The 24,640-nt window shown below is 33.2% G+C and carries 23 protein-coding genes; 7 read left to right on the forward strand and 16 right to left on the reverse strand.

The annotated features are described in order from the left end of the window. Nucleotides 1-5 precede the first annotated feature (5 nt). Nucleotides 6-1,052 (forward strand): TonB-dependent receptor, encoded by a 1,047-nt coding sequence (locus QBK95_RS15815; protein WP_280935518.1) that lies wholly within the window; start codon nt 6-8, stop codon nt 1,050-1,052. A gap of 66 nt (nt 1,053-1,118) precedes the next feature. Here QBK95_RS15815 and QBK95_RS15820 read toward each other — a convergent pair whose 3' ends face one another. Beyond that, complete coding sequence (locus QBK95_RS15820; protein WP_280935519.1) at nt 1,119-1,838, reverse strand: LytR/AlgR family response regulator transcription factor; 720 nt, start codon at nt 1,836-1,838, stop codon at nt 1,119-1,121. Beyond that, nucleotides 1,835-2,908: a sensor histidine kinase gene (locus QBK95_RS15825; protein WP_280935520.1), complete on the reverse strand. Its 1,074-nt coding sequence runs from the start codon at nt 2,906-2,908 to the stop codon at nt 1,835-1,837. The genes QBK95_RS15820 and QBK95_RS15825 overlap by 4 nt, the downstream gene beginning before the upstream one ends. Before the next feature lie 202 nt (nt 2,909-3,110). Between QBK95_RS15825 and QBK95_RS15830 the strand changes: the two genes are divergently transcribed. The 4 genes from QBK95_RS15830 (at nt 3,111) to QBK95_RS15845 (ending at nt 6,684) form a co-directional block, all read left to right on the forward strand. Next, complete coding sequence (locus tag QBK95_RS15830; RefSeq protein ID WP_280935521.1) at nt 3,111-4,601, forward strand: alpha/beta fold hydrolase; 1,491 nt, start codon at nt 3,111-3,113, stop codon at nt 4,599-4,601. A gap of 250 nt (nt 4,602-4,851) precedes the next feature. Then, complete coding sequence (locus QBK95_RS15835; RefSeq protein WP_280935522.1) at nt 4,852-5,229, forward strand: hypothetical protein; 378 nt, start codon at nt 4,852-4,854, stop codon at nt 5,227-5,229. A 300-nt stretch (nt 5,230-5,529) separates the two neighbouring features. Then, on the forward strand, nt 5,530-5,661 hold the full coding sequence (locus QBK95_RS15840; RefSeq protein ID WP_280935523.1) for a hypothetical protein: 132 nt from the start codon (nt 5,530-5,532) through the stop codon (nt 5,659-5,661). Between the two features lie 114 nt (nt 5,662-5,775). Beyond that, nucleotides 5,776-6,684 carry a hypothetical protein gene (locus QBK95_RS15845; RefSeq protein WP_280935524.1) on the forward strand — a complete coding sequence of 303 codons (909 nt, stop codon included), beginning with the start codon at nt 5,776-5,778 and terminating at the stop codon, nt 6,682-6,684. Between the two features lie 194 nt (nt 6,685-6,878). On the opposite strand, the gene QBK95_RS15850 is transcribed toward QBK95_RS15845, so the two are convergent. The 9 genes from QBK95_RS15850 to QBK95_RS15890 form a co-directional block, all read right to left on the reverse strand. Further along, nucleotides 6,879-7,433 (reverse strand): hypothetical protein, encoded by a 555-nt coding sequence (locus QBK95_RS15850; RefSeq protein WP_280935525.1) that lies wholly within the window; start codon nt 7,431-7,433, stop codon nt 6,879-6,881. 81 nt (nt 7,434-7,514) lie between these two features. Continuing rightward, the gene (locus QBK95_RS15855) at nt 7,515-8,315 is read right to left on the reverse strand and encodes an anti-sigma factor (RefSeq protein WP_280935526.1); all 801 of its coding nucleotides are present in this window, start codon (nt 8,313-8,315) and stop codon (nt 7,515-7,517) included. Between the two features lie 2 nt (nt 8,316-8,317). Next, nucleotides 8,318-8,848, reverse strand: a complete 531-nt coding sequence (locus QBK95_RS15860) for an RNA polymerase sigma factor (RefSeq protein WP_280935527.1) — start codon at nt 8,846-8,848, stop codon at nt 8,318-8,320. 88 nt (nt 8,849-8,936) lie between these two features. Beyond that, nucleotides 8,937-9,539 (reverse strand): superoxide dismutase family protein, encoded by a 603-nt coding sequence (locus QBK95_RS15865; RefSeq protein WP_280935528.1) that lies wholly within the window; start codon nt 9,537-9,539, stop codon nt 8,937-8,939. 83 nt (nt 9,540-9,622) lie between these two features. Then, nucleotides 9,623-10,369, reverse strand: coding sequence for an LVIVD repeat-containing protein (locus QBK95_RS15870; RefSeq protein WP_280935529.1), 747 nt, complete (start codon nt 10,367-10,369; stop codon nt 9,623-9,625). A 10-nt stretch (nt 10,370-10,379) separates the two neighbouring features. After that, a complete protein-coding gene (locus QBK95_RS15875; protein WP_280935530.1) occupies nt 10,380-10,907 on the reverse strand; it encodes a hypothetical protein in 528 nt (175 codons plus the stop codon). 135 nt (nt 10,908-11,042) lie between these two features. Further along, the gene (locus QBK95_RS15880) at nt 11,043-11,942 is read right to left on the reverse strand and encodes an SPL family radical SAM protein (protein WP_280935531.1); all 900 of its coding nucleotides are present in this window, start codon (nt 11,940-11,942) and stop codon (nt 11,043-11,045) included. Continuing rightward, entirely contained in the window at nt 11,920-12,648 is a 729-nt protein-coding gene (locus tag QBK95_RS15885) for a DNA alkylation repair protein (protein ID WP_280935532.1), read from the reverse strand. Before QBK95_RS15885 ends, QBK95_RS15880 begins: the two co-directional genes overlap by 23 nt. Before the next feature lie 45 nt (nt 12,649-12,693). Further along, nucleotides 12,694-13,176, reverse strand: coding sequence for a YdeI/OmpD-associated family protein (locus QBK95_RS15890; protein WP_280935533.1), 483 nt, complete (start codon nt 13,174-13,176; stop codon nt 12,694-12,696). Nucleotides 13,177-13,575: 399 nt separating this feature from the next. Between QBK95_RS15890 and QBK95_RS15895 the strand changes: the two genes are divergently transcribed. Then, nucleotides 13,576-17,319 carry a M36 family metallopeptidase gene (locus QBK95_RS15895; RefSeq protein ID WP_280935534.1) on the forward strand — a complete coding sequence of 1,248 codons (3,744 nt, stop codon included), beginning with the start codon at nt 13,576-13,578 and terminating at the stop codon, nt 17,317-17,319. A gap of 17 nt (nt 17,320-17,336) precedes the next feature. Here QBK95_RS15895 and QBK95_RS15900 read toward each other — a convergent pair whose 3' ends face one another. Continuing rightward, nucleotides 17,337-18,221 carry a DoxX-like family protein gene (locus QBK95_RS15900; protein WP_280935535.1) on the reverse strand — a complete coding sequence of 295 codons (885 nt, stop codon included), beginning with the start codon at nt 18,219-18,221 and terminating at the stop codon, nt 17,337-17,339. Nucleotides 18,222-18,352: 131 nt separating this feature from the next. Between QBK95_RS15900 and QBK95_RS15905 the strand changes: the two genes are divergently transcribed. Then, nucleotides 18,353-21,427, forward strand: coding sequence for an InlB B-repeat-containing protein (locus QBK95_RS15905; RefSeq protein WP_280935536.1), 3,075 nt, complete (start codon nt 18,353-18,355; stop codon nt 21,425-21,427). An 84-nt stretch (nt 21,428-21,511) separates the two neighbouring features. Here the strand turns inward: QBK95_RS15905 and QBK95_RS15910 are convergent, their stop codons facing one another. The 4 genes from QBK95_RS15910 to QBK95_RS15925 all read right to left on the reverse strand — a co-directional run bounded on the left by QBK95_RS15910 (nt 21,512) and on the right by QBK95_RS15925 (nt 24,628). Further along, nucleotides 21,512-22,726, reverse strand: coding sequence for a bifunctional alpha/beta hydrolase/OsmC family protein (locus QBK95_RS15910; protein WP_280935537.1), 1,215 nt, complete (start codon nt 22,724-22,726; stop codon nt 21,512-21,514). Nucleotides 22,727-22,911: 185 nt separating this feature from the next. Continuing rightward, nucleotides 22,912-23,133 (reverse strand): hypothetical protein, encoded by a 222-nt coding sequence (locus QBK95_RS15915; protein ID WP_280935538.1) that lies wholly within the window; start codon nt 23,131-23,133, stop codon nt 22,912-22,914. 107 nt (nt 23,134-23,240) lie between these two features. Further along, a complete protein-coding gene (locus tag QBK95_RS15920; protein ID WP_280935539.1) occupies nt 23,241-23,942 on the reverse strand; it encodes a DUF4386 domain-containing protein in 702 nt (233 codons plus the stop codon). 89 nt (nt 23,943-24,031) lie between these two features. Next, entirely contained in the window at nt 24,032-24,628 is a 597-nt protein-coding gene (locus tag QBK95_RS15925) for an aspartyl/asparaginyl beta-hydroxylase domain-containing protein (protein WP_280935540.1), read from the reverse strand. Between the last annotated feature and the right edge of the window lie 12 nt (nt 24,629-24,640).

Here is a 24,640-nt window from a genome sequence, read left to right on the forward strand (position 1 = left end):
TGGCTATGAAATTTTTTGTAATTATTGTAATAGTTGTACTCGGGTTTAATGTGTCTGCCCAAGATGTAACAAAGAGTACAGAAATAAGTAACACTTTGGATACTTCAGAACCTTCATATTTTAAGGGTACTACAGAATATTATAAGTATTCTTATTTTAATGGTATTGTAAAAGTAGATCAAAGACAAGACTTATTCACTTTTATAAAACCAATAACGTATACAACTAATGAATATGTATATATAGATCATGCTTTTGATTATAAAAGATTAACCGTTATTCCTGCGATTAGATTAGACTATTTTGGAGATAACACTACGTTATTTACCCCATTAGTAGATCAAACAACAGCTAGTATCATTACAGCAACACAATTGAGCGCTTTGTATCAAGTGACTGATGAGGTTTCGGTATTGGTAAAACCTACAATTGGGTTTCAGAACAATTATATTAATATAGAGGAAAAAGGACGTACAAATAGTGCTTATGGAATTGATATCGGTTTACAGTACCTACTTTCTTCTAAACTCTCTTTACAAACAACATTCTGGAATTTTAATCTAGATAGTGGTTTTGTGTATGTTGATGATGAAGGACTTGTAGATTCAAGAGGAAAAGATAGAAGAATAGGAGTAGACATTGGTGTTACATATCAGATTAATGACTGGTTATTTTTTAATTCAGATTTCTTCTATGCAACATCAGAGATAGAAGATAACTCCTTAGAATACGAGTTTGCTGCCGAAGGAGGAATCAGTATAGATAATTTAAGAGGTTTTTCGGGAGGAATAGGATATAGATACTCTAGTAGGGATACTACCGAGGATGTATTGGCTAATGAAAATTATTTGGTGGTCGATACTTCGATCAATTACACATATAAAAACTTTACATTCGGAATGGCAATCGAAAATCTATTTAATGCTGCTTGGGGAGAACCAGAATTTGCTACAGCATCTAGATTAACTAATAAAATAGGATCTGTTGATGAAGGATATTTTGTGCCTGAGGATTCTTTTTTTATGAGTGCAGGAATAACATATAGTTTTTAATTTTTGTTTTTTGATGTTGTTATGGGAGAAGCTTGTTTGCTGGGGCGCAGACAGGCTTTTTCTGCTTCAACTTTTTCGTAAAAAAGCCATGACTTCTTTTTTATAAGAAATTCCAATAGGTATTTCTTGTCCATCGATTTCAATATCATGTGCCGTAAATGCTGTAATCTCTAGCGTATTTATGATATATGATCGATGTACCCGAAGAAAATAATTAGGTAATTTCTTTTCGAACTCACTTATTTTATCCTTTGTTACGATTCGTTGTTCACGAATATGAATACGAACATAATCTTTCAGACTTTCCACATACAATACCTTTTTAAACAACACCTTTACATATTTTCGATTTGTATTTACGTAGAGAAAAGAATCTTCAGTAGTTTTAATTTGCTCAATATCTCTTTGCAGTAGTTGTGGTCCTTCTATTTTGTCAAAATATTTATTTATTGATTTAAAAAAGCGATCCATGGTAATAGGTTTGAGCAAGTAATCTATTACATCTAGTTCATAGCTTTCTACTGCATAATCTCGATAAGCAGTAGTAAATATAATACTAGGTGGATTTTGTAAAGATTTTACAAACTCGATACCAGTAATTCCTGGCATCTGGATATCCAGAAAGATAAGATCGATAGATTCTTTTTTTAATACTTCAAAAGCCTCTATAGCATTCCAGCAACTTGCAATAAGTTCCAACTGCGAAAAATGCTTGATATGCCTCTCGAGCAAATCTAAGGCAAGAGGTTCATCATCAACAATCAGGCAATTGATCTTTTTCTTCATAATGTTATTCTTAGATTTACTTCGTATGATTCTTCCTGTTCTTCAACTCGGCATTCATATTGATCAGGATAGATCAATTCTAATTGACGTTTTACATTTTTTAAACCAATACCTTCTTTATAATTCGCATCATTATTTTGGGAAGCATTTGATTTGGTATTATATACTTTAAATCGTAAAATTTCATCTTTCGTCTCTAATTCAATTTTGATAATTGCTTTTTGGATAGCACCGCTTACTCCATGTTTAAATGCATTTTCTACCAAGGATACTAAAATTAAAGGAGCAATTAAAGTCTTAGAATTATCAATTTTATGTTTAAAGTCTAATTGTAATCTATTTCCATAACGTAATTTTTCTAAACCTATATAATGTTCCAATAATTCAATTTCTTTAGTAACCAACACTTGATTTTCTTTACATTGATAAAGCATATAATCCATGATCTCAGAAAGTTTTGAAACTACATCAGGTGCTTTATCTGACTTGTCAAGAGTTAAGGCGTATAAATTGTTAAGTGTATTGAACAAGAAATGAGGATGAATCTGTGCTTTAAGAAAATTAAGTTCGGCTGTAGCTTTTTCTTTTTGTAATGTATCTAGTTGATGTTTTTCTGTGGCTCTTGCCTTGATCATCTTGATAAAAATAAAGATGGATGTATAAAAATATAGTCGAAAAAAATATCCAAAAACTGTGAATTTGATATCGTAGATTATTTCTTTTAGAGATTCTTTAGGTCCTCCTGACTCAGCTAAAGTTTCAGCAATATGAATGTTGTTAAAACGATATATAATGGTAAAGATGATAGTGCTAACTATAAATGCAATAATGAATTGTATGTATTTCTTTTTTTGAAATAGTTGAGGAATTAAGTAATACGCCAAAAAATAGGTAGCTAACATTTTGGTTGGTAATCCAACACCTCTAAAGATTAATGCTTCTTTAAGATCCGTTATACTCTGATCCGAAGTAATAGGAGCAAGTACTAATACAAATAACCAAAACAGCGTGTGAGTTAATACACGATTTTGTAGTAGTCGATCTAACCAATTGTTTTCTTTTTCCATCATTAATGAAAAGTAACGAAAAAAATGGATATGAATTTTTAGGATCGTCGAATTCGTGTTATCACCACCTGAATTTTGTGATACTACCTCCAAATTCAATTCAGAAGATAAACCCTATCATTATATCCGTTGTTTTTTTGTGCTGGTCTTTTTTACCGCTTTGGTATTAAGTTTAGCTATAGATTGGAACAAAAAACAGTTCATCATGAGATATATTTTAATTTTTTTATTAGCGTTTAATAGTATTAATCTTTCTAACGCACAAGATGTAAAAGATCGATTAACTATAGAAGAAAAATCCTTCACCAGTGCTTCTGGTCAAAAAGTAATGGCCGAAGTAGGAAGTCTAGAAGTTCCCGAGAATCGTAATAATCCTAACTCAAAGAATATTTCTATTCATTTTATTAGGTTAAAAAGTACAAATCCTAACCCAAAAACACCTTTGATATACCTTGAAGGAGGTCCTGGATCTAGTGCTACCTGGCAAGCTGGTAATAAACATTACCTGGAAAAATGGCTTCCTTATTTAGAATTGAATGATGTCATTCTTTTGGATCAAAGAGGAACGGGTGCAGGTACCGAACGAGTTTTGTATATATGGAGGAAAAATATCCCAGAAAATATTTTTTCAGATCCAGAAGTGACTAAACAACATTTTGAAAGTGTAGGAAACGAAGCATTAGTTGATTTTAAAAAAAGAGAGGTGGATCTAAACGGTTATACAACTGTAGAAAATGCTAAAGATATAGATGCATTAAGAAAAGCATTAGGGTATGAAAAAATCTCTTTATTAGGATTTAGTTATGGTACACATTTGGGCCAAGCTTATATAAGATATTATGATAAATATGTGCAAAATGCAATACTTGTGGGGGTAGAAGGTCCTAATCATACGTTTAAATTACCATTGGCTATGGACATACAATTTCAAAAAATTGCATTGCTCGCTAAAGAAGATACTAACGTAAGTAGAGAGGTGCCAGATTTGATAGCTTTGTATAAGAGAGTATGTCAAAAACTGGATAAAAAACCTATAACGGTAGAAGTCATTTCGCCACTTACCAATTCACCAATGAAAGTAAAAGTAAGTTCATATGGATTGAATTTGATGTTAAGATTTGATATAGGTGATGCTAGTGATATTCCTGTTTTCCCAAGGTTATTGTACAGTATTGATCAAGGAGATTATAGTATGTTACAATGGTTTGTTCAGAAGCGTATAAGAGTGGTTTTTGGTGTACACGGAATGTCTGCTACTATGGATGCAGCCTCAGGCGCGTCTTCAGACCGAATAGACCGTATTAAGAAAGAAAATGAAAAAAGTATGTTTAAGAATATTGCTAATTTCAGTATGGGAACTTTTTGGCCAGCTCCTGATTTGGGAGAAGAATTTAGAGCACCACTTAGTAGCAATACCAGAACTTTATTTATGAGTGGTACTCTTGACTTCAATACACCACCGCATCAAGCTGAAGAAGTACGCTGGGGTTTTTCTAATAGTAATCATATTATAGTGAAAGGAGCTGGACATGAACAAATACTAACACATCCCGAAGCCGAAAAAACGATCATTCGTTTTTTAAAAGGAGAAAATGTGGATGATGTCGCTTTGTTTTACCCTCGATTACAATTTATTCCAATTAAAGGAGATACTGGGGAACTTTGGCACCCTTCTATGGGAGAACGAAGCAAATAGTTTTTATTAATAGTACTGACCTATTTGATTATTTAATCTTATGTTCAGTGTAAATGGTCATTCTCTTTCAAAGAATTAACAGGAAAGCAAACTCATATGGTAACACATGGGTTTGTTTTTTTTTATTAGATTAGGTTTTATACAAAATGAGATGGTAAAAATAACGTGTTAGTGTGTAAATAAGAGTAATTCAACGCAACCAAATCAAAAGAATTATATCTTATAAGAAACGATTATAATTTATATAATTATGAAAAAAATCATACTCTTTCTAATGTTTATCGCACCTTTATTTTCTTGTGATAAAAGTGATGATCCCAATGAACAAGACGTATTGAATGGAAAATGGAATTTGGTATATGTAAGCTGTGAATGCCAACCAGTCGACCTAGAAGTCGGAGAGCATATTTGGACTTTTGATTTGTCTCAAAATAAACTAAATGTCCAAAATAATGTTACAGAGCAACTTCATACTATTTTAGAAACGGGAAGTTATGAGATTAATGTTACGCAAAACAAAATCAACATTCTTGCTACCGAGTATGATTATTATTTCGAAAATAATAAATTGTATTTAGCGGATCATCCTGAGAGCGATGGACCTTTGATTGAATTCGTTAGAGATTAAACTATTCGTAACAAAAAATAAACATAGTAGCATATTCATTATAGAATTATGAATATGAATGATAATAGTATCGTTTTTCTAAAAAGAAGTAGGTTTAGTGAAGGTTGAATCATTAACAAATTTTTATGTTAATCAAGGCAACTAATTGTACCTGAGATAGGTGTAGATAAGTTATTTTGTTAATTAAAACTTAAAAAACACAAAAAAAAACTTAAGAACTTTTCAATTTAGTGTTGTAGTAATAAAGATATTTACTAATTTTGCCGCTCACAATTTAATCTATAAACTTTACTTTTTATTATGAAAAAGCATTATGTGTTTTATTATGCATTTATTGCATTGTTTTTAGTTTTCACATCTTGTACTAAGGATGAAAACGAAATTACTGATGAGGAATCATCAGAGGTTGTTCTAGAACCAGATTTTTTTTAAAATGCTGGAACAGTAGGATTACCTGAAGGGGAAAAAGAAGAGGAATTTGCACCTGAATTAACTGGAGCGAAACACCATTCTAATTACGATTATACATTACTTACACCTTCTGGGTTGAAAAAGAGTGATGTTGATGCTATTGCTTGCGGAGAAGTAACTATCAGACCATTATTAGTGGGGGCTAATAAGAAAAGAGTTGGTAGAGTCGAGGTCGCAAATGATGGAGAAAACCTATATCTTACCTTTAGAGCTAATAGACATAGGTATATGAAAAAGGTATATCTATATATTGGGGCGAAGGAAGATGCGCCTTTTTATTCTAATGGATTTCCTAATCTTTATGAGTTTAACTACAAAGCTTTTCCTTATTACTATGGTGGTAAGAAAAAAGCAACTTATGTTATCCCATTATCTTCTATTAACTTAGATTGCTTCGAAATTATAGCGTATTCTAAGATATATGATAAAGATAGTGGATGTTATTACTCAGCTTTTGCTTATGATAAGAATCTAACTCAGGAGTATAGTTATGCTAATAACTCTGGATGTTATTATTTCGAGGATTGGGTAAGATCTTTTGAGTACTGTGTAAAAAGTTGCGAGCCTGAGTGTATTCAGACTTATGGATATCACGAAACTTGTGGAGTATGTGAAAATGACCTTTTCAATACGTTCTTAGCATATACTTTTATTAATAATAATGGTCCTGCTGGATTTAATATAGAATTGATCACGAATGCTAACGGATGTGATATTACTAATAGTACAGAAGTAGGTCATATCAATGTTGCAGCTATCGACGATACTAAATTGAAAATAGAGTATAAAGTAAACGATGGATATGAGATGTGTGAATTAAGTTTTAACTACGGATCAGTTAAATTTGATACACCGAACAATTATTCTCAGCAATTTATTACTCCAACAAAAGTACATACTTTTGAGATTGATAGACTTCCTGGAGCAAACATCTATATGGATAGTGAGGCTCAAATTCAAGAAGTAACTGTGAATCCTAACTAAATATAGAAGTATTTTTAATAAAATATTTCTGAAATAGTTTAAGAGGTAAGATTTTTAAAAATCTTACCTCTTATTTTTTTAAATATAGTTGTAAAAACTTCTCGGTATCATTTATTATGAATGTACCCTAAATAACTAAGGTTTAGGTGCTAATTGTAGTTGTGTGAAAGTAATTAAAGTTAATGCCAGACATCTTATACTTCGTTAACATTAATTATTTTTTCAATTTTTGCTTCAACCTCTAACACTTTTTGACTCCAATATTTTTGTGCTTCTTTAGCATCAAATTGAGGTTTGTTTTTAGAACCAGTTCTCATTTTTACGGGTATTTGACTTAGATATTCCCAATTATAATGTCTGTCCTTCGCTATTTCGCTTTGCTTTTCTGGGTCAAATTTTCGTCTAGCCCAAAAGTTTTGGTGTTCGATATAATCACCTTTTATTCTAGAAAAGTGGCTAATTAATTCGTCAGAATTTGATGGTATGTATCCAGGACCACTACAACCACAAGAATGAAATGTGATTCCTACCTCATATAGTATAGAAATATGTTTCCAAGATTTAATGTCTTTTTTCTTAGGAGATTCAAAGTCAAGTCCCATATTAGCCATTAATTCACCACATTCAGGACATTTAGCAGGATTCTGTTCTTTAGATTTATTGAACCCTTCATAAATATCTTTTTCTAATCTTCTTTTGAATGTTTTTCTACACTCAAAACAAGCATAATGAGATTTATATGTTGTCATTCCATATCTACACATAATTAGGCTTTATTATGATATATTCCAGTTTCATTAGAAACTAAAGCTTTAATGCTCGATATCGTCTTAAGATGTTACAACTCCCAATGTATACAATTGTTCCATAGTAGGAGATTCACTTCCTCCTTCTGGTTCTAAAGTAATACCAAAGGCTTCAGATTCATTGGTGTTAGTTAATGTAAAGATCTTATTTTCGTCTTCGGTAAATGTATCCAGAATACCTAAACTAGTAGGAGTTAAAGGATCTAGTTTTAGAGACCACACCTGATATACTTTTCCTTTAGGAGGGTTTGGTAATCCTTCTACATCTATATAGGCTGTTTGTTTTTCTTTATCCCAGTATACTGCAGCATATGCATTAGGAGCTACTTTTTGGGCTTGTAAAGGAATTTGGATGATATCTTTATCACGCAATACACTTAAGAGTGTTTTTGCTTTAGATAAATCCTCTTCTGCGACATTAATTTTTCCTTCTAATAAAGTTTGTTCTATTTGAGCATCAACAACTTGTTTACGTAATTCTCGATTCTTATTAAATTGTAAAAACAATCCAATTAATAACGCTATAGAAGCTGCCCAACCAATATAAGTTGTCCAGTTGGTACGAGCACGTGTAATTGGGATTACATCTATTTCATTATCAGTAAAGCTTAATTTTTCTTTAATACGATTAAAAACGGATTCTGGGTTATATGGTGCAGTAGCTGCTGATAGCTGCATAAGAGATTTTTCGATCTCTTTTACTTCTTCCTCAATTTCAGGATGTTTTTTTAACGCTTTGTATACTTCGGCATTTTCTTTTTCGGATAATGCACCATATACATAGAGTTCTAATATACCTGATGATATGTATTGTTCGATATTCATAATTATACTGCCAAGACTTCTCTTAATTTATCAATGCAAATTCTGTTCCGAGTTTTAATTGTCCCTAAAGGAATATCTAATTTCTCTGAAGCCTCTTTTTGTGTGAACCCTTTAAAAAATAACAAATCAATCACTTTTTTACAAATTGGTTCTAATACATCAATATACTTTTTGATACCAATTGCGTCAATTTTACTTGAAAAATTACTCTTTTCTTCTAATATATCTACGAAATAATCAGCTGTTTGGTTTTGTTGTGAATTTTTATACGCTACAGATCGTGTTTTATCTATAGCTGCATTACGAGCGATATTAAGTATCCAAGTAAAAAAACGCCCTTTTTTTTCTGAATAAGAATCACCCTTATTCCAAACTTTTACAAAAACATCTTGCAATACTTCTTCAGACAAGGTCTCATCTCTTAGAATATTGTAGATAACACCAAAAATGTTTTCAGCGTACATTTCATATATACGCTGAAAAGCTTTTTCGTTTTTTTGTTGTAACTGAAGAATCAGTTCATTGGATTGCATAGGCGATTAAAGAAATGTTTTTTAAGAAAGTTCTTAATTAAAAAAAGAGATTAGCATAACTTAATCTCTTTACATATCTAGTATAATGTTATTGGATAATTCCTCCACAGCTTACTCTACTTCCTGCGGCACCTGATGGTTGAGATGTATAATCATCAACTCCTTGATGTACAATAATCGCTTTACCAACAATATCTTTTTTATCATCTCCACAGCCAATACACCAATCATTTGTAGCAAAAGTTATAGAACCTTTACCATCAGCATCGGTGTTAAAATTTCCGATATCTCCCTTATGATAGCCTTCTGGTGCAGCCCATTTTCCGTGAGGTTCCATAGTAGGGTTCCAATGTCCTCCAGTTGATTTACCGTCTGGAGATGAACAATCTGCTTTTTCATGAATATGGATCGCATGTTCGCCTTCAGATAGCCCATTTATATTCGCTACCATAGTAACAACTCCATCTTCTTCTGTAAATGTTACAGTACCAGACACTTCACTTTCACTCTTTGGTGCTAATGAAATAGCTAAAGTCTTTACTTTATTTTCTTCTGTCTTTTCTTCTACTTTTTCTTCGGTAATTTTTTCGTTTACTTTATCGTCATATTCCTTTCCTGCTTTTTTTTCTCCTTTACAGCTAAAAATAGTAACAGTTAAAAAAGCAATAGCGATTAGGTTTAGAGTCTTCATAATTATGATTTGTTACGTTTTGAACAATCTAATATAGGGCAGTTTTAACTTATAGCAAAGGATTTAAGACGTTTTTAGATGTATCAGATGTCAATTGTACTTAATGATGTAATACTAATACCTGTACTAGGGTCTTGAGCAAGTTTATACTGATAAAGTCCAGTTTCGCCTATTGCAATCAAAAGATCACCAGATATGATCACATCAAAAGCACTTTGTTGAATTGAAGTAACCAACTTAGAATCGATTGGATTCGATACATCAAATACTTTAATTTCATCATCACATACAATCAAAAAATCTCCGTAAAGGCCAAGTCCTCTAGGAAAAACAAGGTTTCTTGAATTAATTAATATTGGATCCGTAATTGTTGTTATATCATATACTTGTAATACATTGAGATTGTTACCACAAAAAGTGTCAGAATGTAATGTAACATAGGCATGTGTGTCATTGGCAATTACAGGATCACAGGCAGTAAAATGTTCTACCTGAGATAATTTTTCAGGAAACTCTGGATTTGTTAATCCATATATAAACATGCCATTTCTGGATCCAATATATAAGTAATCCTTATAACTGAAAAGCGTTTCAATATTGAAACCAATTGGAATAGTGTTTACTTGCACTGGATCCTGAATGTCAGTGATATTAAAAACCGTAAGGTCTGTATTATCTACCGTATACAAATAATCTCCTTTTAAAGTAAAAGTAGCCAAAGATCCTCCTTGGCCATCAGAATTGACAGGAGAAAAAGAATCATTGGAGGTGTCAGAGTCACAACTAAATATTATAAAAGAGGTGAGTATCATATACAAATATTTTTTCATGGTTTTTAATTTAGTTTGTTAATTCCCATCCTACTACTACGTTGTTTTCAGGGATGTTATAAGGTAGAAATCCATCAGGAGAACGTAACTCCGGAAATACATTTACAACTCTTTTGGTAAGTGTGATTTCATTTGTAGCGGTATTAAACGCTATTGCAATTAAATCAGTTGCTTGATTAATATAGATCATATTATCTCTAACGGCAAGGTCTGTAGATCCTGGTGCTTTTAAAAATTTTATAGGAGTAGGAGATGTTGGATCAGTATTGTCATATATATGAAAACCTTTACGAACTTCATTGATAAAAAGTAAACCATCCTTGATGTATATTTTACCAGAAGTATTAATCGCAATAGGATCATTAATTGAAACAGAATTTTCAAAATCATTTCGATCAATAAATACTGGTTCATACCTTGAGGAAATAGGATCAATAATAATGTCATCATCATTATTATCGCAATCGGCTAAGAATGGGCAACAACTTTGTATGAATAGAAAAGCAAAGCTTAAGAGTATAAATTTTGTAGTTCTCATCTTTTTGATTGTTTGATTAAAAGATGTAAAAAAATCAGAATGGTTGCGTAATTAACGAAAATCCTTAAGCTTTTTAATGCTATTTCATATATTGAATAATAGAAATTTCAGTATCACGATAGCTCATAAAATCGATTATGTTCTCATTGTTATAATACGATCTGGTATTTGATATTGTGTACAGAGTTCTTTCATTTTGACATAGAATGCTTTTTTATAATAATCAGGCATTTCGGACCCATTTTTAAAATAATGGATGTATTTGTTTTCTAATTCTGGATAATGTTTCTTGATAGCTTGTAGCATTAAAGTTTTACTATCTGCCGAACCATTTCCGAATAGGGTAATAGTAGCTGGAAGTATATAATGTACTTTATAAGATTTAAATGTCTTAAAAAGCAAATTTAAGTGTGCCGTAGTATCAGAAATAAAAGGTAATAAAGGCATTAAACTAATACCAGTGATAAAATTATTTTGAATTGATGTTTCTACAGTTTTAAGTCTAATAGAAGGTTTTGTTGCTCCAGGCTCAAATATTTTTCCTACTTCATCTTGAAGCGTAGAAAAAGAAAATGAAATCAGAACTCCTTTGTCTAATCTGGGTTGGAGATCTTTGGGTATAATCGCCGTTTTGTCAATTTGATCTAGAATATCAAAATCTCGCTCTATAAGGTGAGATTTAGTGATGATGTGTACAGGGAATTTGTGTTTAGCTATAACTTTTAGGGCCTCTCGAGTTAATTCATACTTTTTTTCAATTTGAAGATACGGGTCTGTTGCTGAAGAAAGTACGATGATACCATATTGATTTTTCTTTGCTCTATTAAATAATTGTCTATCTAATAATTCGATGGCATTCATCTTAACAGAAAGACTGTTTTCTAGATTGGTTCCATATTTACTACCTCTGATATAACAATATAAGCAGTTAAAAGAACAACTACTATAAAGATTAATAGTATAATCATCTAAGAACCAAGAATCCCTTTTTTTAGTTTTGTTTAGAATTGATTTAACTATGATTTCTTTTGGCATATTCGTGTCTATTTAATCCTATAGATATTTTTTTTCTAAACCAATTCGCTACTTTTTCATGATCATAAATTTTGTTTTTATGATGCTCTATAATATTTGGATGAAACTTGGCTGTAGTTTTTGCCGCCCAACCAATACCTTGTCTTATTTCTTTATCCTTATTGTTTGCTAAAGATAAAAGAAGGTTAAAAAGGATGTCTACATAGTTACTTGCTAATCCTTTTTTTATACTATAATGAATTCCAGCGCCAAGAGATCTGATAACCCAGTTGATTGGGTGTTTTGCTAGTGTTTGTATTTCGGGAATTGTTTTATCAGGTTCGGTAAGTAATGAAAAGCCAAAAACACGTTCCCCAATAATATCGCAGACATACCAAATATCTGCGTCTGCAATATATTCGGTTGCTTTTTGCAAGGATTCATTAAAATGAGTAGTTAACCTCTTTTGCAATATAATCCCTAGAATTACATTTCCTCCTTCTGTATGTAAAGATTGAATTTGATCACAAAAGTTAATATGCTCTTCCTCTAAAATACGTTCATAAAAGACTTCTGCGCAATATTCCAATAATGGAAACCTTACCTTTTGTGTTAAAATCCGATTATAAAATTCATTGATGCAATCAGATAACCCATTAGAAAAATAAGCATCAAGACAGATGACGAGATGTTCTTTTACCACAGATTTTTTTGTAATTACTTTCATGATTTTAGATATGAATTAAATGTAAAATACTTTATTAAGTAACATCTATATCTTTTTTATGATTGCTCTGTTATCTTGAATGCCCAGTTTTATATTTTCAGTGATAATTAACGCTTTATCAATTCTGGTTTGAGGATTTTTAAATCCTAATACATAATAAATCAGACTTCTTTTTTTTCCATCTGTGAAAGATTCAAAAATCTCAGAAGCTTCTGGATCACTTTCTAACACCGCTTCTAACTCCTCTGGCATTTCTACTCCATATTTAGAAGTGTCCTCAAATAATTGTACCTCAAAAAAATCATTAGGAAAAACTCCTAAAGCTTTTTGATACTTTTTACTAAACATTATAGAAAATTGATCCTTTCTTTTTTGTAGAGCCGCATGATAGCGAACGGATGCATCCATATATCTTATTTGAACAACTACTCTTTTATGGTTTTGGGCAATAAAAGGCATAGCAATTTCTGAAGGTATTAATATGCTATGGATAGTTTGCAACGATGTTTCAAAAATCGAACTTTTCATGAATTCAAAAATATAGGATTATTTAAAGTTTAAATATTCTTCGATAAGAATAAGTTGTTTAATGTTTTGATTGTTTCGTTAATCAAATTGAACCAAAGTAGCTTTCAAAAGGTGGTTTTTACAAAAAAAAACGAAAAAAAAACGACAATTATCCCGTAATAGCTAAAAGGTATAATTATTATTTCAATTATAGAAATTGCTAAACAATATGATGTTTTTTTTTTCTAAACCCTAGCATTTATGTAGGTTAACTAACGTTTGGTAGTTTGATGGTTTTTAGTTGATAATTTATCAATAAAAATGCAAAAATATTGAGCTTTAATCACTGATATTAGATTAACGTAATAGATACTTTAGTTTTTGTTAATTTTGGTTAACACAAATTCAAAATATATACATATGAAAAAAATGTACTCGTTTGTCTTATTAACAATGTTGATAGGTCAAACAATGTTTGCACAAAACATCATGGATGGTATCGTCAAAAACCATCTTAACAGTTCGACGGCTAAATCTGGTTTGACGACAGATGATATTCAAGAATGGCAAGTCACAGATGTGGTTCCTTCCTTAAACCCAAATATACAGCATGTATATGTACAGCAGTATCATAAAGGAATTCCAATTCAATATGCGACTTACAAACTTACAGTAAAGAATAATCAACAAGTAACTTGGCAAATAGATCAATTTGTAAAGGATGTGAAATCCAAAGTTATTTCAACAAAAGCATCTCTTTCACCAGAAGGTGCTATTATGAATGTAGCTAGAGCTCATAATTTGCAATCTCCGCAATTGATTCAATCTCAAAGTAAATCAAACGGAGCATTGGTATATGAAAATTCTGGAATTACATTGGAGCCTATCGAGGCAAAACAAGTTTACATCAAAAAAGATGACCAATTGATTTTAACCTGGCGGGTAAGTTTATATCAAAAAGATGGTCAACATTGGTGGAATGCTAATGTAGATGCTGCAACAGGAGAAATTCTATATACAGAAGATTGGGTAATCTCCTGTGATTTCGGTACTCCTGATCATGAATCTCATAATCATGACTCTGTTTTGTTGGATAAAGAAGTAGCAACGGTTCCAGAAGCACCAACTGCTGCTTTGGCTCCAGATTCTTATAATGTATATGCAATGCCAATAGAAAGTCCTAGTCATGGAAATCGTTCTATTGTAACTGATCCAGCAAATGCTACTGCTTCTCCTTTTGGATGGCATGATACTAATGGTAGTGCAGGAGCAGAGTTTACAATTACAAGAGGTAACAACGTATGGGCTCAAGAAGATAGAAACGGAAATAATGGTACTGGTTTCGCACCTGATGGTGGAGCTAGCCTTGATTTTAACTTTCCTATTGATCTTAGTCAAGGACCAGTTTCATATGATGATGCAGCTATTACAAACCTGTTTTACTGGAACAACATCGTACATGATGTATTTTATCAGTATGGTTTTAATGAAGCTAGTGGTAACTTCCAGGAAAATAACTACGGAAATGGTGGTGCAGGAAGTGATTCTGTAAATGCAGATGCACAGGATGGAAGTGGAAGTAATAATGCAAACTTCTCAACACCTGGAGATGGTGGTAATCCAAGAATGCAAATGTTTCTTTGGACAAGTCCTAATCCTGACAGAGATGGAGATCTGGATAATGGTATCATTATTCATGAATATGGACATGGTATTTCTATTCGATTAGTAGGTGGACCATCTTCTAATAACTTAGGAGGTTCTGAGCAAATGGGAGAAGGATGGTCTGATTGGTTCGGATTAATGCTTACCATGAGAGCAGGAGATGCTGGTACAGATTCTAGAGGAATTGGTACATATGCATTAAATCAACCAACTACTGGAGATGGAATCCGTCCAACTCCATATTCTATAGATAGATCTATTAATAATACAGATTATGCTGATATAGGTGGATTGGCGAGACCACACGGAGTGGGGTATGCGTTTGCTACTATATTATGGGATATGACTTGGGGACTTATCGACGCAGAAGGTTTTGATCCTGATTTTTATAATGGAACAGGTGGTAATAACATTGCGATGGCATTGGTTACTGAAGGATTAAAAAATACAGCAAATAACCCTGGATTTGTATCCGGTAGAGATGGTATCTTACAAGCTGATCAAGATTTATATGGAGGTCAGTATAATTGTATTATCTGGAAAGCATTTGCTGAGCGAGGAGTTGGTCAGGATGCTAATGAAAATAATAATGGAGGTTCTAATGGACAAACAGACCAGACAGTATCTTTTGTGAATCCTTGTGATACAACACCACCACCACCAGAAACTTGTACTGGAGATATATCTTCTTTCCCTTATAACGAAAGTTTCGAAGGATCGTTTGGTGATTGGTCACAATCTTCTGGAGATGATATTGACTGGACAGTAAATTCTGGAACTACACCTTCTAATAATACTGGACCTAGTAGTGCAGCAGATGGTAATTCTTATATTTATGTAGAAGCATCTGGAGATGGAACAGGATTCCCTAATAAACGAGCAATTTTAAACTCTGCTTGTTTAGACTTTAGCGGACTTACATCTCCTACAATTGGCTTTCAGTATCATATGTTAGGTAGTGCTATTAACTCTCTTGATTTAGAAGCAAGAATTAATAACACTGGAGACTGGGTAAGTATCTTTAGCAGAACAGGAGCGCAAGGAAGCGACTGGAATACAGCTTCAGTGGATCTATCAGCTTATGCAGGAGAAGCAAGTGTACAATTAAGATTAAATGTAGTGACAGGTAGTGGTTCTGAAGGATGGCAAAGTGATATTGCTATAGATAATTTAAGTATTACGGATGGAACAACACCACCACCGCCACCACCAGGTTGTACTAACGGTATATCTTCATTCCCATATGCAGAAAGTTATGAAGGATCTGTTGGTGCTTGGACACAAGAAGCAAGTGATGATATCGACTGGACAGTAAACTCAGGAGGTACACCTTCGAATAGTACAGGACCAAGCGGTGCAGCAGATGGTAGCTCATATATTTATGTAGAAGCTTCTGGAAATGGAACAGGATTCCCTAATAAGCAGGCAATTCTAAATTCACCTTGTTTCAATTTTAGTGCAGTATCATCACCGGCATTAGGTTTCCAATATCATATGTTAGGTAGTGCTATTAACTCTCTTACTGTAGAAGCTCGAGTTGGCGACGCAGGAAGTTGGACAAGTATCTTTAGCAGATCAGGAGCCCAAGGAAGCAATTGGAATACTGCTGCTGTTGATTTATCTGCTTATGCAGGAGAAGAAAGCGTACAATTAAGATTGAATGTAGTAACTGGTAGCGGTAATAGTGGATGGCAAAGTGATATAGCTATCGATGATTTAGGTATTACTGATGGAACAACACCACCGCCACCACCACCTTGTGATGCACTAGATTTTAATAGCTTTACAATCAATGCGTTCTCTAATCAAGATTCTGCTGGAGACTTCTCTATCGGAAGTGGTGGAGCAGCACTAACATTGACGAACAATACTTGGAAACATATTGATCTTAACTATACAGTTACTGCGAATACTGTGATAGAATTTGAATTTAGCAGTACTTCTCAAGGAGAAATTCATGCTGTTGGTTTCGAAAATGACAATACGTTGACTGCTGATAGATATTTCAAAGTTCACGGTACTCAGAATTATGGAGTAACAAACTTTGATAACTATTCGAGTGGAACAACAACATATGTAATACCTGTAGGTAATTTCTATATAGGAAGTATGGATAGAGTAGTATTCATTAATGATAATGATGCTGGATCAGGAAATAATTCAACGTTCTCTAATGTTAGGATTTATGAAGGATCTTGTGGATCTACTGTAGCAGCAGTTAATTTCGGACCTACAACTCCAATATTAGGAAATGAAGATGAAGAAAGTATTTCTAGTTTCTCTATCGCACCAAATCCATTGAAGAGTGGAGGTTTATTACAAATTTCGATGAAAGACTCTAAGAGCACTAATAACGCTTATACCATTATGAATATGGTAGGACAGCTTGTTGGACAAGGAACCATAAACGGTAGCAAAACTATCAATGTTGGTAATCTTGAAGTAGGTATGTATTTACTGAAAGTTCAAGGAGAGACTCAACGATTTATTATTAAATAGCTTATATCTAAATTTTGTTATGAAGAGGGCTGTCCATTATGGACAGCCTTCTTTTTTTGATATTGTCTATATTCTTTATTCATGAGAATAACCAGTAACGGAGTGAATCCATGTGGAAGTCGATATAAAACTTCATATAAATTCTGATGAATGGATTGTAAAGGGAAATCCCAATAGAAGTTAGCAACTATTCTTGCTAAAGCTGTTAATAACCCCCATATTACAGCATACCATAAGGCATATATTTGAGTTCTGGGAATAAAAATAAGAACAGCAAGGATAAAATCTAAAATACCAGCTAGGTATAAAAACTGTATCGCAACGGATTCTGAAACTCCAAAGATCTGTATTACCATATCTACAAATTTTCCTGGAACAGGGTAAAACCCGAAAGCATATAATCCATGAGAGAAAAAAGTAAAAGCTATTAATACTTTCAGGATCAAAACTAATCTTTCATACTGCAGTTTTTTAGAATAACTGTATAGAAAAATGAATGGTAACCCAAATTGAATGCTATGTTCGAAAAATTGGGCAGTATGATAAAATTTTTCTTTTGTGAGTAATACAGTAAGTAATACTAAACTACAAGCACCTAAAAATAATGGAACCCGTAACCATTTTAGATTATTTTTATGGATCATTAATGCAGAAAGCCCAGCTAATAGATACAATATTCCATTTATACGAATTCCATTCTGAATATAGGTGTCAGTGCGGGGACTTGTTGCATATTCTTGCCAAGGAGTATTAAAAACTCCTTCAATTATAGGTTGTAAAAGAGATTCATCCCAAAAAAAAGATCGATATGGTGCATCCCAGAACAAATGTTGCCAAGCTCTCCCAATAAAAATCAAGAATACGGATACCTTTAGCAGGAGATGGATTTTTGAGTTTTGCATAGCACAAAATAAGAACTCTTGGTGTTAATATTACTTGAATACATCGTTAACTTTAAATTAATATTTTATAACTATAAGGTTTATAGGCCTTTAATTGTTACTTTCGTTTCAGCTAACTTAACACACAAATAATGAAAAAACTCTTAATCCTGTTTGTATTCCTACTAGGAATGCAGACCCAAGCCTCTAATGACAAATACCGACTTTCTTTACGAGGAAATCCTGCAACATCCATAGTAATTGGATGGGATCAAACCTCTGGTAGTAACCCAATCGTACATTATGGTACAACAGATTACGGAACTAATTATTCTAGTTATCCTGATTCTAAATCACCAGATAGAACAGTTTCGTATAAGGGTATGAATAATACCTTTGCCCGACTAACAGGGTTACAGCCTAATACTGCATATTACTTTGTGATAAGAGATAATCAAGGTACAAGTGAACGATTCTGGTTTAAAACAGCGCCAGCCGATAAAAGCAGATTGTCATTTATAGCAGGAGGAGATTCTAGAAATAATAGAACGCCTCGACAAAATGCCAATCGATTGGTAGCAAAATTAAAACCACATGCAGTTTTATTTGGGGGAGATATGACAGACAGTGATTCGAGCAGTCAATGGCAAACCTGGTTTAATGATTGGCAGCTAACAATAGCTTCAGATGGACGAATGTTTCCGATTGTTGCTGCACGAGGAAATCATGAGGATAGTAATAATAGTATATACCACCTTTTTGATGTGCCATCATCTAGTGTGTATTATGCGATAACTTTTGGAGATAATTTAATAAGGACATATACCTTGAATACCGAGATTTCTATTTCAGGAAATCAGACTACTTGGTTGCAAAATGATTTAAATGCTAATGCTAATGCAACATGGAAAATTGCACAATATCACAAACCTATGCGACCTCATGTTTCTTATAAATCTGAAGGTAATAGTCAGTATAGTAACTGGTCTCAATTATTTTATGATAAAGGAGTAAAACTTGTAATAGAATGTGATGCACATACCGTAAAAACTACTTGGCCTGTAAGACCTACTACAGGATCTGGAAGTGATGAAGGCTTTATTAGAGATGATCAAAACGGAACAGTATACGCTGGAGAAGGATGTTGGGGAGCTCCATTACGATCTAATGATGATAATAAAGACTGGACTAGAAACTCAGCAAGATTTAATCAGTTTAAATGGATTTTTGTTGATGAAGATAAAATAGAAACAAGAACAATCAAAGTTGATAATGCATCACAAGTAGGATCAGTATCTAATAATAACGTATTTCAGATTCCTTCTAATCTTGATATATGGAACCCTTCTAATGGAAGTGTTGTAACAATTAATAAAGGAACAACTGTGGATCCTGATCCTGATAACGGAAGTATAGAAGTTGCTATAGCTACAGGAAATGATGATGTAGAAGAAAGGCAGAATGGGGATCTCTATACTAATAGTAGTGATCTGGAACTGGTATATGACGCTCATAGTAGTGGTGGTTATCAAGTAATAGGGTTGCGTTTTAGATCATTAGCATTACCAAAAAATGTTACCATCACTAGTGCATATCTTCAGTTTACTGCTGATGAAAGCAATAGCGCTAACGCAGAACTTGAAATATCTTTACATAACAGTAGTAATTCTCCTGCCTTTAGCAGTTCAAACAACGTTTCTAGTAGAAATACTTTCGCTAATAAAGTAACCTGGAATCCGCAATCTTGGTCTAGTGGTCAAAATGGAAATGGACAACGTTCTCCTGATCTGAAAAGTATGGTACAGAGCCTTGTAAATAAAAGTGATTGGGCATCAGGAAACAATGCTAGTTTTGTTATACGTGGAAAAGGAGTAAGTCTTACTAGTACCTCTGCTAAAAGAGTAGCTGATTCATATGAAGGAGGCGCGTCAAAAGCACCTAAGCTAATCGTTAATTATGAAACATCTTCTACTAATAATTATACATTATCAATTAATACTACTGGACAAGGGATTGTCGATGGTGCGGGAACCTATCAAGAAGGAGAAACTGCTACGATAAATGCTATTCCATCTAATGGATGGGAGTTTAGCGGTTGGAGTGGTGCATTAGCAGGTAGTACAAATCCCACTTCAATCACCATGGATGGAAATAAAGTAATTACAGCAGTATTTACTGAAATAACAGGAGGTGGTGATTCTGGTTCGATTGATGTTGCGATAACCGCTGGAAGTGATGATGTAGAAGAAAGACAAAATGGAGACTTATACACTAATAGTAGTGATTTAGAGTTGGTATATGATAGCCATAGTAATGCAGGTTATCAGGTTATTGGATTACATTTTAGATCATTAGGATTGCCAAAAGATGCTACGATCACTAGTGCATATCTTCAGTTTACGGCAGATGAAAGCCATAATGCTAATGCAGAACTAGAAATAGCACTGCATAATAGTGGCAATTCTCCAGCCTTTAGTAATTCAAATAAAGTTTCTAATAGAAATACTTTTTCTAGTAAGGTAACCTGGAATCCACAATCTTGGTCTAGTGGTCAAAACGGAAATGCACAACGCTCTCCTGATCTAAAAAATATGATACAAAGCCTTGTGAATAAAGATGATTGGGTATTAGGCAATAATGCCAGTTTTGTTATACGAGGAAAAGGAGTGAGTCTTACTAGTACCTCTGCTAAGAGAGTTGCAGATTCATATGAAGGAGGATCTAACAAAGCGGCAAGATTGATTGTTAATTATACTAGTGATGAAAGCAACGTACCTATAGATATTTGTTCTGGTATTTCTGCTTGGCAAAGTAATACCAATTATGATGTTGGAGATAAAGTAACCTATTCAGGATATTTATATGAACGTACATCTTCTAACTGGATAAATTTAGGCGCCTGTGGAGCACTAAGATCATCAGAAAATGCAGCTCAATTTCCACCAATAGAAGAGATCTCTAAAGATTTTGTATTTAACATATACCCAAATCCATTTAAGGATGAAGTAACGATAACTACTCCATTCCTGAAACATCCTGATGAAAAATATAAGGTAATGATTTACAATCTTGAAGGTAAAATATTGTATTCTAAAAGTATACAACCCACTTCTAGTGATGGGGCAATATTGATTGCTCCAAAAATTAATAAATCAGGGATTTATTTACTATCTATTTCTGACAAAAATGGTAAAACTATCCAAACTACAAGATTGATTAGACACTAAGGAATTTTAAAGTATTTTATACTTTCATAATGATAAAAGGGAAGTGCAAGTCTTATAAGCTGCTTCCCTTTTTGATATCTTGTACTAAGGAATCAACTTAGTAATTACTTGTGTTTCTGAATGTAGTGTTTTATGTACAGGACACTTGTCAGCGATCTGTAAAATTCTGGCAATTTGTTTTTCGTCCAAATTACCTTCCAGTTTAATTTCTCTTTCAAAAGTATCTATTTTGGCAGTAGGATCCTCACAATTTTCGCAATCTTGAATATGTGATTTACTATAGCTAGTATGTACTTCTATATGCTGTAGATCCCAACCTTTTCGTGCGACATACATTTTTATAGTCATCGCAGTACAGGCGGATAATCCAGCAGAAACAAATTCATAAGGAGAAGGTCCAAAATCATTACCGCCATAGCTTTCGGGTTCATCAGCAACCATATAATGATTGCCTACTTTCATTTGAGTTGTAAACCCATCATCATTTCCCAAACTGGCTACTACCTGATGTTGACTTTTGAGTTGAGGTGTTTCTGGAGCGTCAATGTATCTTGATGACCAACCCGCAATTACTTTACCTGCATAAATAGAGTCCTCTTTTCTCATTAATAAATGGTCGGCACCATCCAAGGTTACAAAACTTTTAGGATGTTTGGCAGCGTGATAAATTTCTTCGGCATTTCTTATACCTACTGTGGTATCCTGAGGAGAATGCATCACTAAAAGAGCTTTATCTAAGTTTTTTGCAACCGTTGGCAATGACTTAGTCTGTAGATCATCTAGAAACTGTTTTTTAATAGTAAAATCTCGCCCGCTTAAATTCACTACAGCTATACCGTTTGCTTCAATTTCTTCAAGACCACTTCTTAATAGATGTTGTACGTGAGTCGGATCAGAAGGCGCTCCAATAGTAGCTATTGCTTTTATCGAATCAATCTGTGCGCCTGCGAATATAGCAGCTGCACCTCCAAGAGAATGCCCAATTAATAGAGAAGGAGCTTGATATTCTTTAGCTAAAAAATTTGCCGCAGCAACAAGATCTTCAACATTTCCCGAAAAATTAGTATCGGCAAAATCACCTTCACTTTCTCCTAAACCTGTAAAATCAAAGCGCAGTACACCAAAACCTTGAGAAGTTAATGCTCTACTGATATTACGAACTGCTCCTAGGTTTTTATTGCAAGTAAAACAATGAGCAAATAATGCGAAATTATGAGGATGTTGATCTGCGGGTAATTCTAAACGCCCTGAAAGTACCTGACCTTCTGCGTTAGTAAAGGTTATTTTAGAAAGACTCATATGTAATTGTAGTTTTACTAAATGTCGTTTTTTTTAAGGTTTTCTATCTTTCTAAGTGGGTTAAAAATATGTTAAGGTTTTTGATTTTGTAATTTGAAGTAAGTATTTGTTTATAAGTAAAAAAAGATGTTTATATATATCATACTGATGCGAATTATTTTCATCAGTATGATATAATATGCTGATTAAGCTAAATGTGCTTCACAAGGAATCCAAACTTCATCACCATCCTCATCAATAGAGGATCCGCAATCCATCATTGCTGATCCTTCGGGATAATACTGAACAAAGGTGCAGGTATTTACTTGTTCTGAAGTACACTGATCTCTTTGACCACCACCAATTTTAATTAGATCTTCGCGGGATAGTGTTTTAAAATTGCCAATCCTTTCCAATAACGTTTTCATAAGTATTTAATTTTAATTAAAGAATAAAATATGCTTATCTAAAATACTTATAAAAAAAATATTTTTTCCCCGTTTCACGATGTGTTTATAGATGTTTTAACTTTTGCTTAATCTACGTTATGTGTTTGTGTGTCCTTTGCACCAGCAATAAGCATCCAGAAACAGATTCCAATCTCTCCAATCGCAGAAGGAATCCCAATATATGTAGAGATGCCCATATCATAGTATCCATCAATCATAAATCCACCAATAAATTCGAGTAAGTATCCGATACATCCTATCATTAAAAATATCCCAAAAAATTTAGGTAAGATATTAGATTTATATACCAAATATCCAAAAGGAAATAGCCATAGTCCCCAGAATACCTGAGCAATCATAATACCATTATTATAAGAATCTAAAGACAACATCACCTGAGCTTGGAGTTGTTCTGGGCTTAAAAAACTAAGATATTCTACTCCGCTTATAAGTGTGAGAATATCAAATTTATGAGTAATATTATATAATGAAACAGGGATGCTAATTAAAGAAAAAGCTACCATTAAAACCGCTTGAGTTTTATTGATATGTGCCAATAATTTGTATAAAATCAAAGGTAATATTAAAAATGTAGCGTAACAGATTAATCCAGCGATAATGCTCCATCGGAATAACGTATCACCATCTGTAATATTTTGTACTGTGCTGGCGGGATCATCATATATTATTAGTTCAGAAGGTACATAGAGAAGGCTAAACATGCCACTAATAATAAGAACTAAATATACGAAGCCTGCTAATCGTGCTATCTTTTTGTTTGAAGTCATGATTGGTGTTTTAAAAATAGACGAACAGTGAACAGATTTGTTACTAGAATGCAGAAATCAAATAATTGATAGAATTCTATTTAGATAAATTAATGATCCGTAGATTCATTTTCTAAAATTGTTTTCACTACCCACTCATTAGGTATCATATCAATAGTAAAATTAACACGCTCTGTAGTTCCGAGATTGTCAATCTTATGAGGGTCAGTTAGACGTAAATACCAGCATTCTCCAGGCATCATAGAAACGGAGGTGTTGTTTAAATAAAAAGTAACATCATCGCTATAGGTAATCGGAATTGTTAATCTAATGACAGATCGTTCAATCTCCAAACCTAAGGTTGGATCAGTATGCTCTTTTACAATTGCTCCTGGCGCCAATCGCAATAAGCGCACTAAAGTTACCTTAGTATGTTTACGAAAGAAATCCACGATACTAGTTAAATATGGAGATTGTTGCAGTTCTTTAGTATCTAACCAATCGGTCCATGATCCATCGGCATAATCCTCTGCTGGAGGAGGAAAAGGTAACGAGGTATCTACCTGATGCGCTGGAGCACGTAAAGGAATTACATCGTAATATTCAAAATGCCCTATCGTAAATGCTTTAAATTCTTCAAGCATTTTTTCTGCATCAAAAGAAAATGGTAATTTGATTCTATCTTTACTTTGTATAGTTGTTGGCATAAGGATATCTTT

Source organism: Aquimarina mycalae (assembly GCF_029906345.1).
In the GTDB taxonomy this organism is placed as follows: Bacteria; Bacteroidota; Bacteroidia; order Flavobacteriales; family Flavobacteriaceae; genus Aquimarina.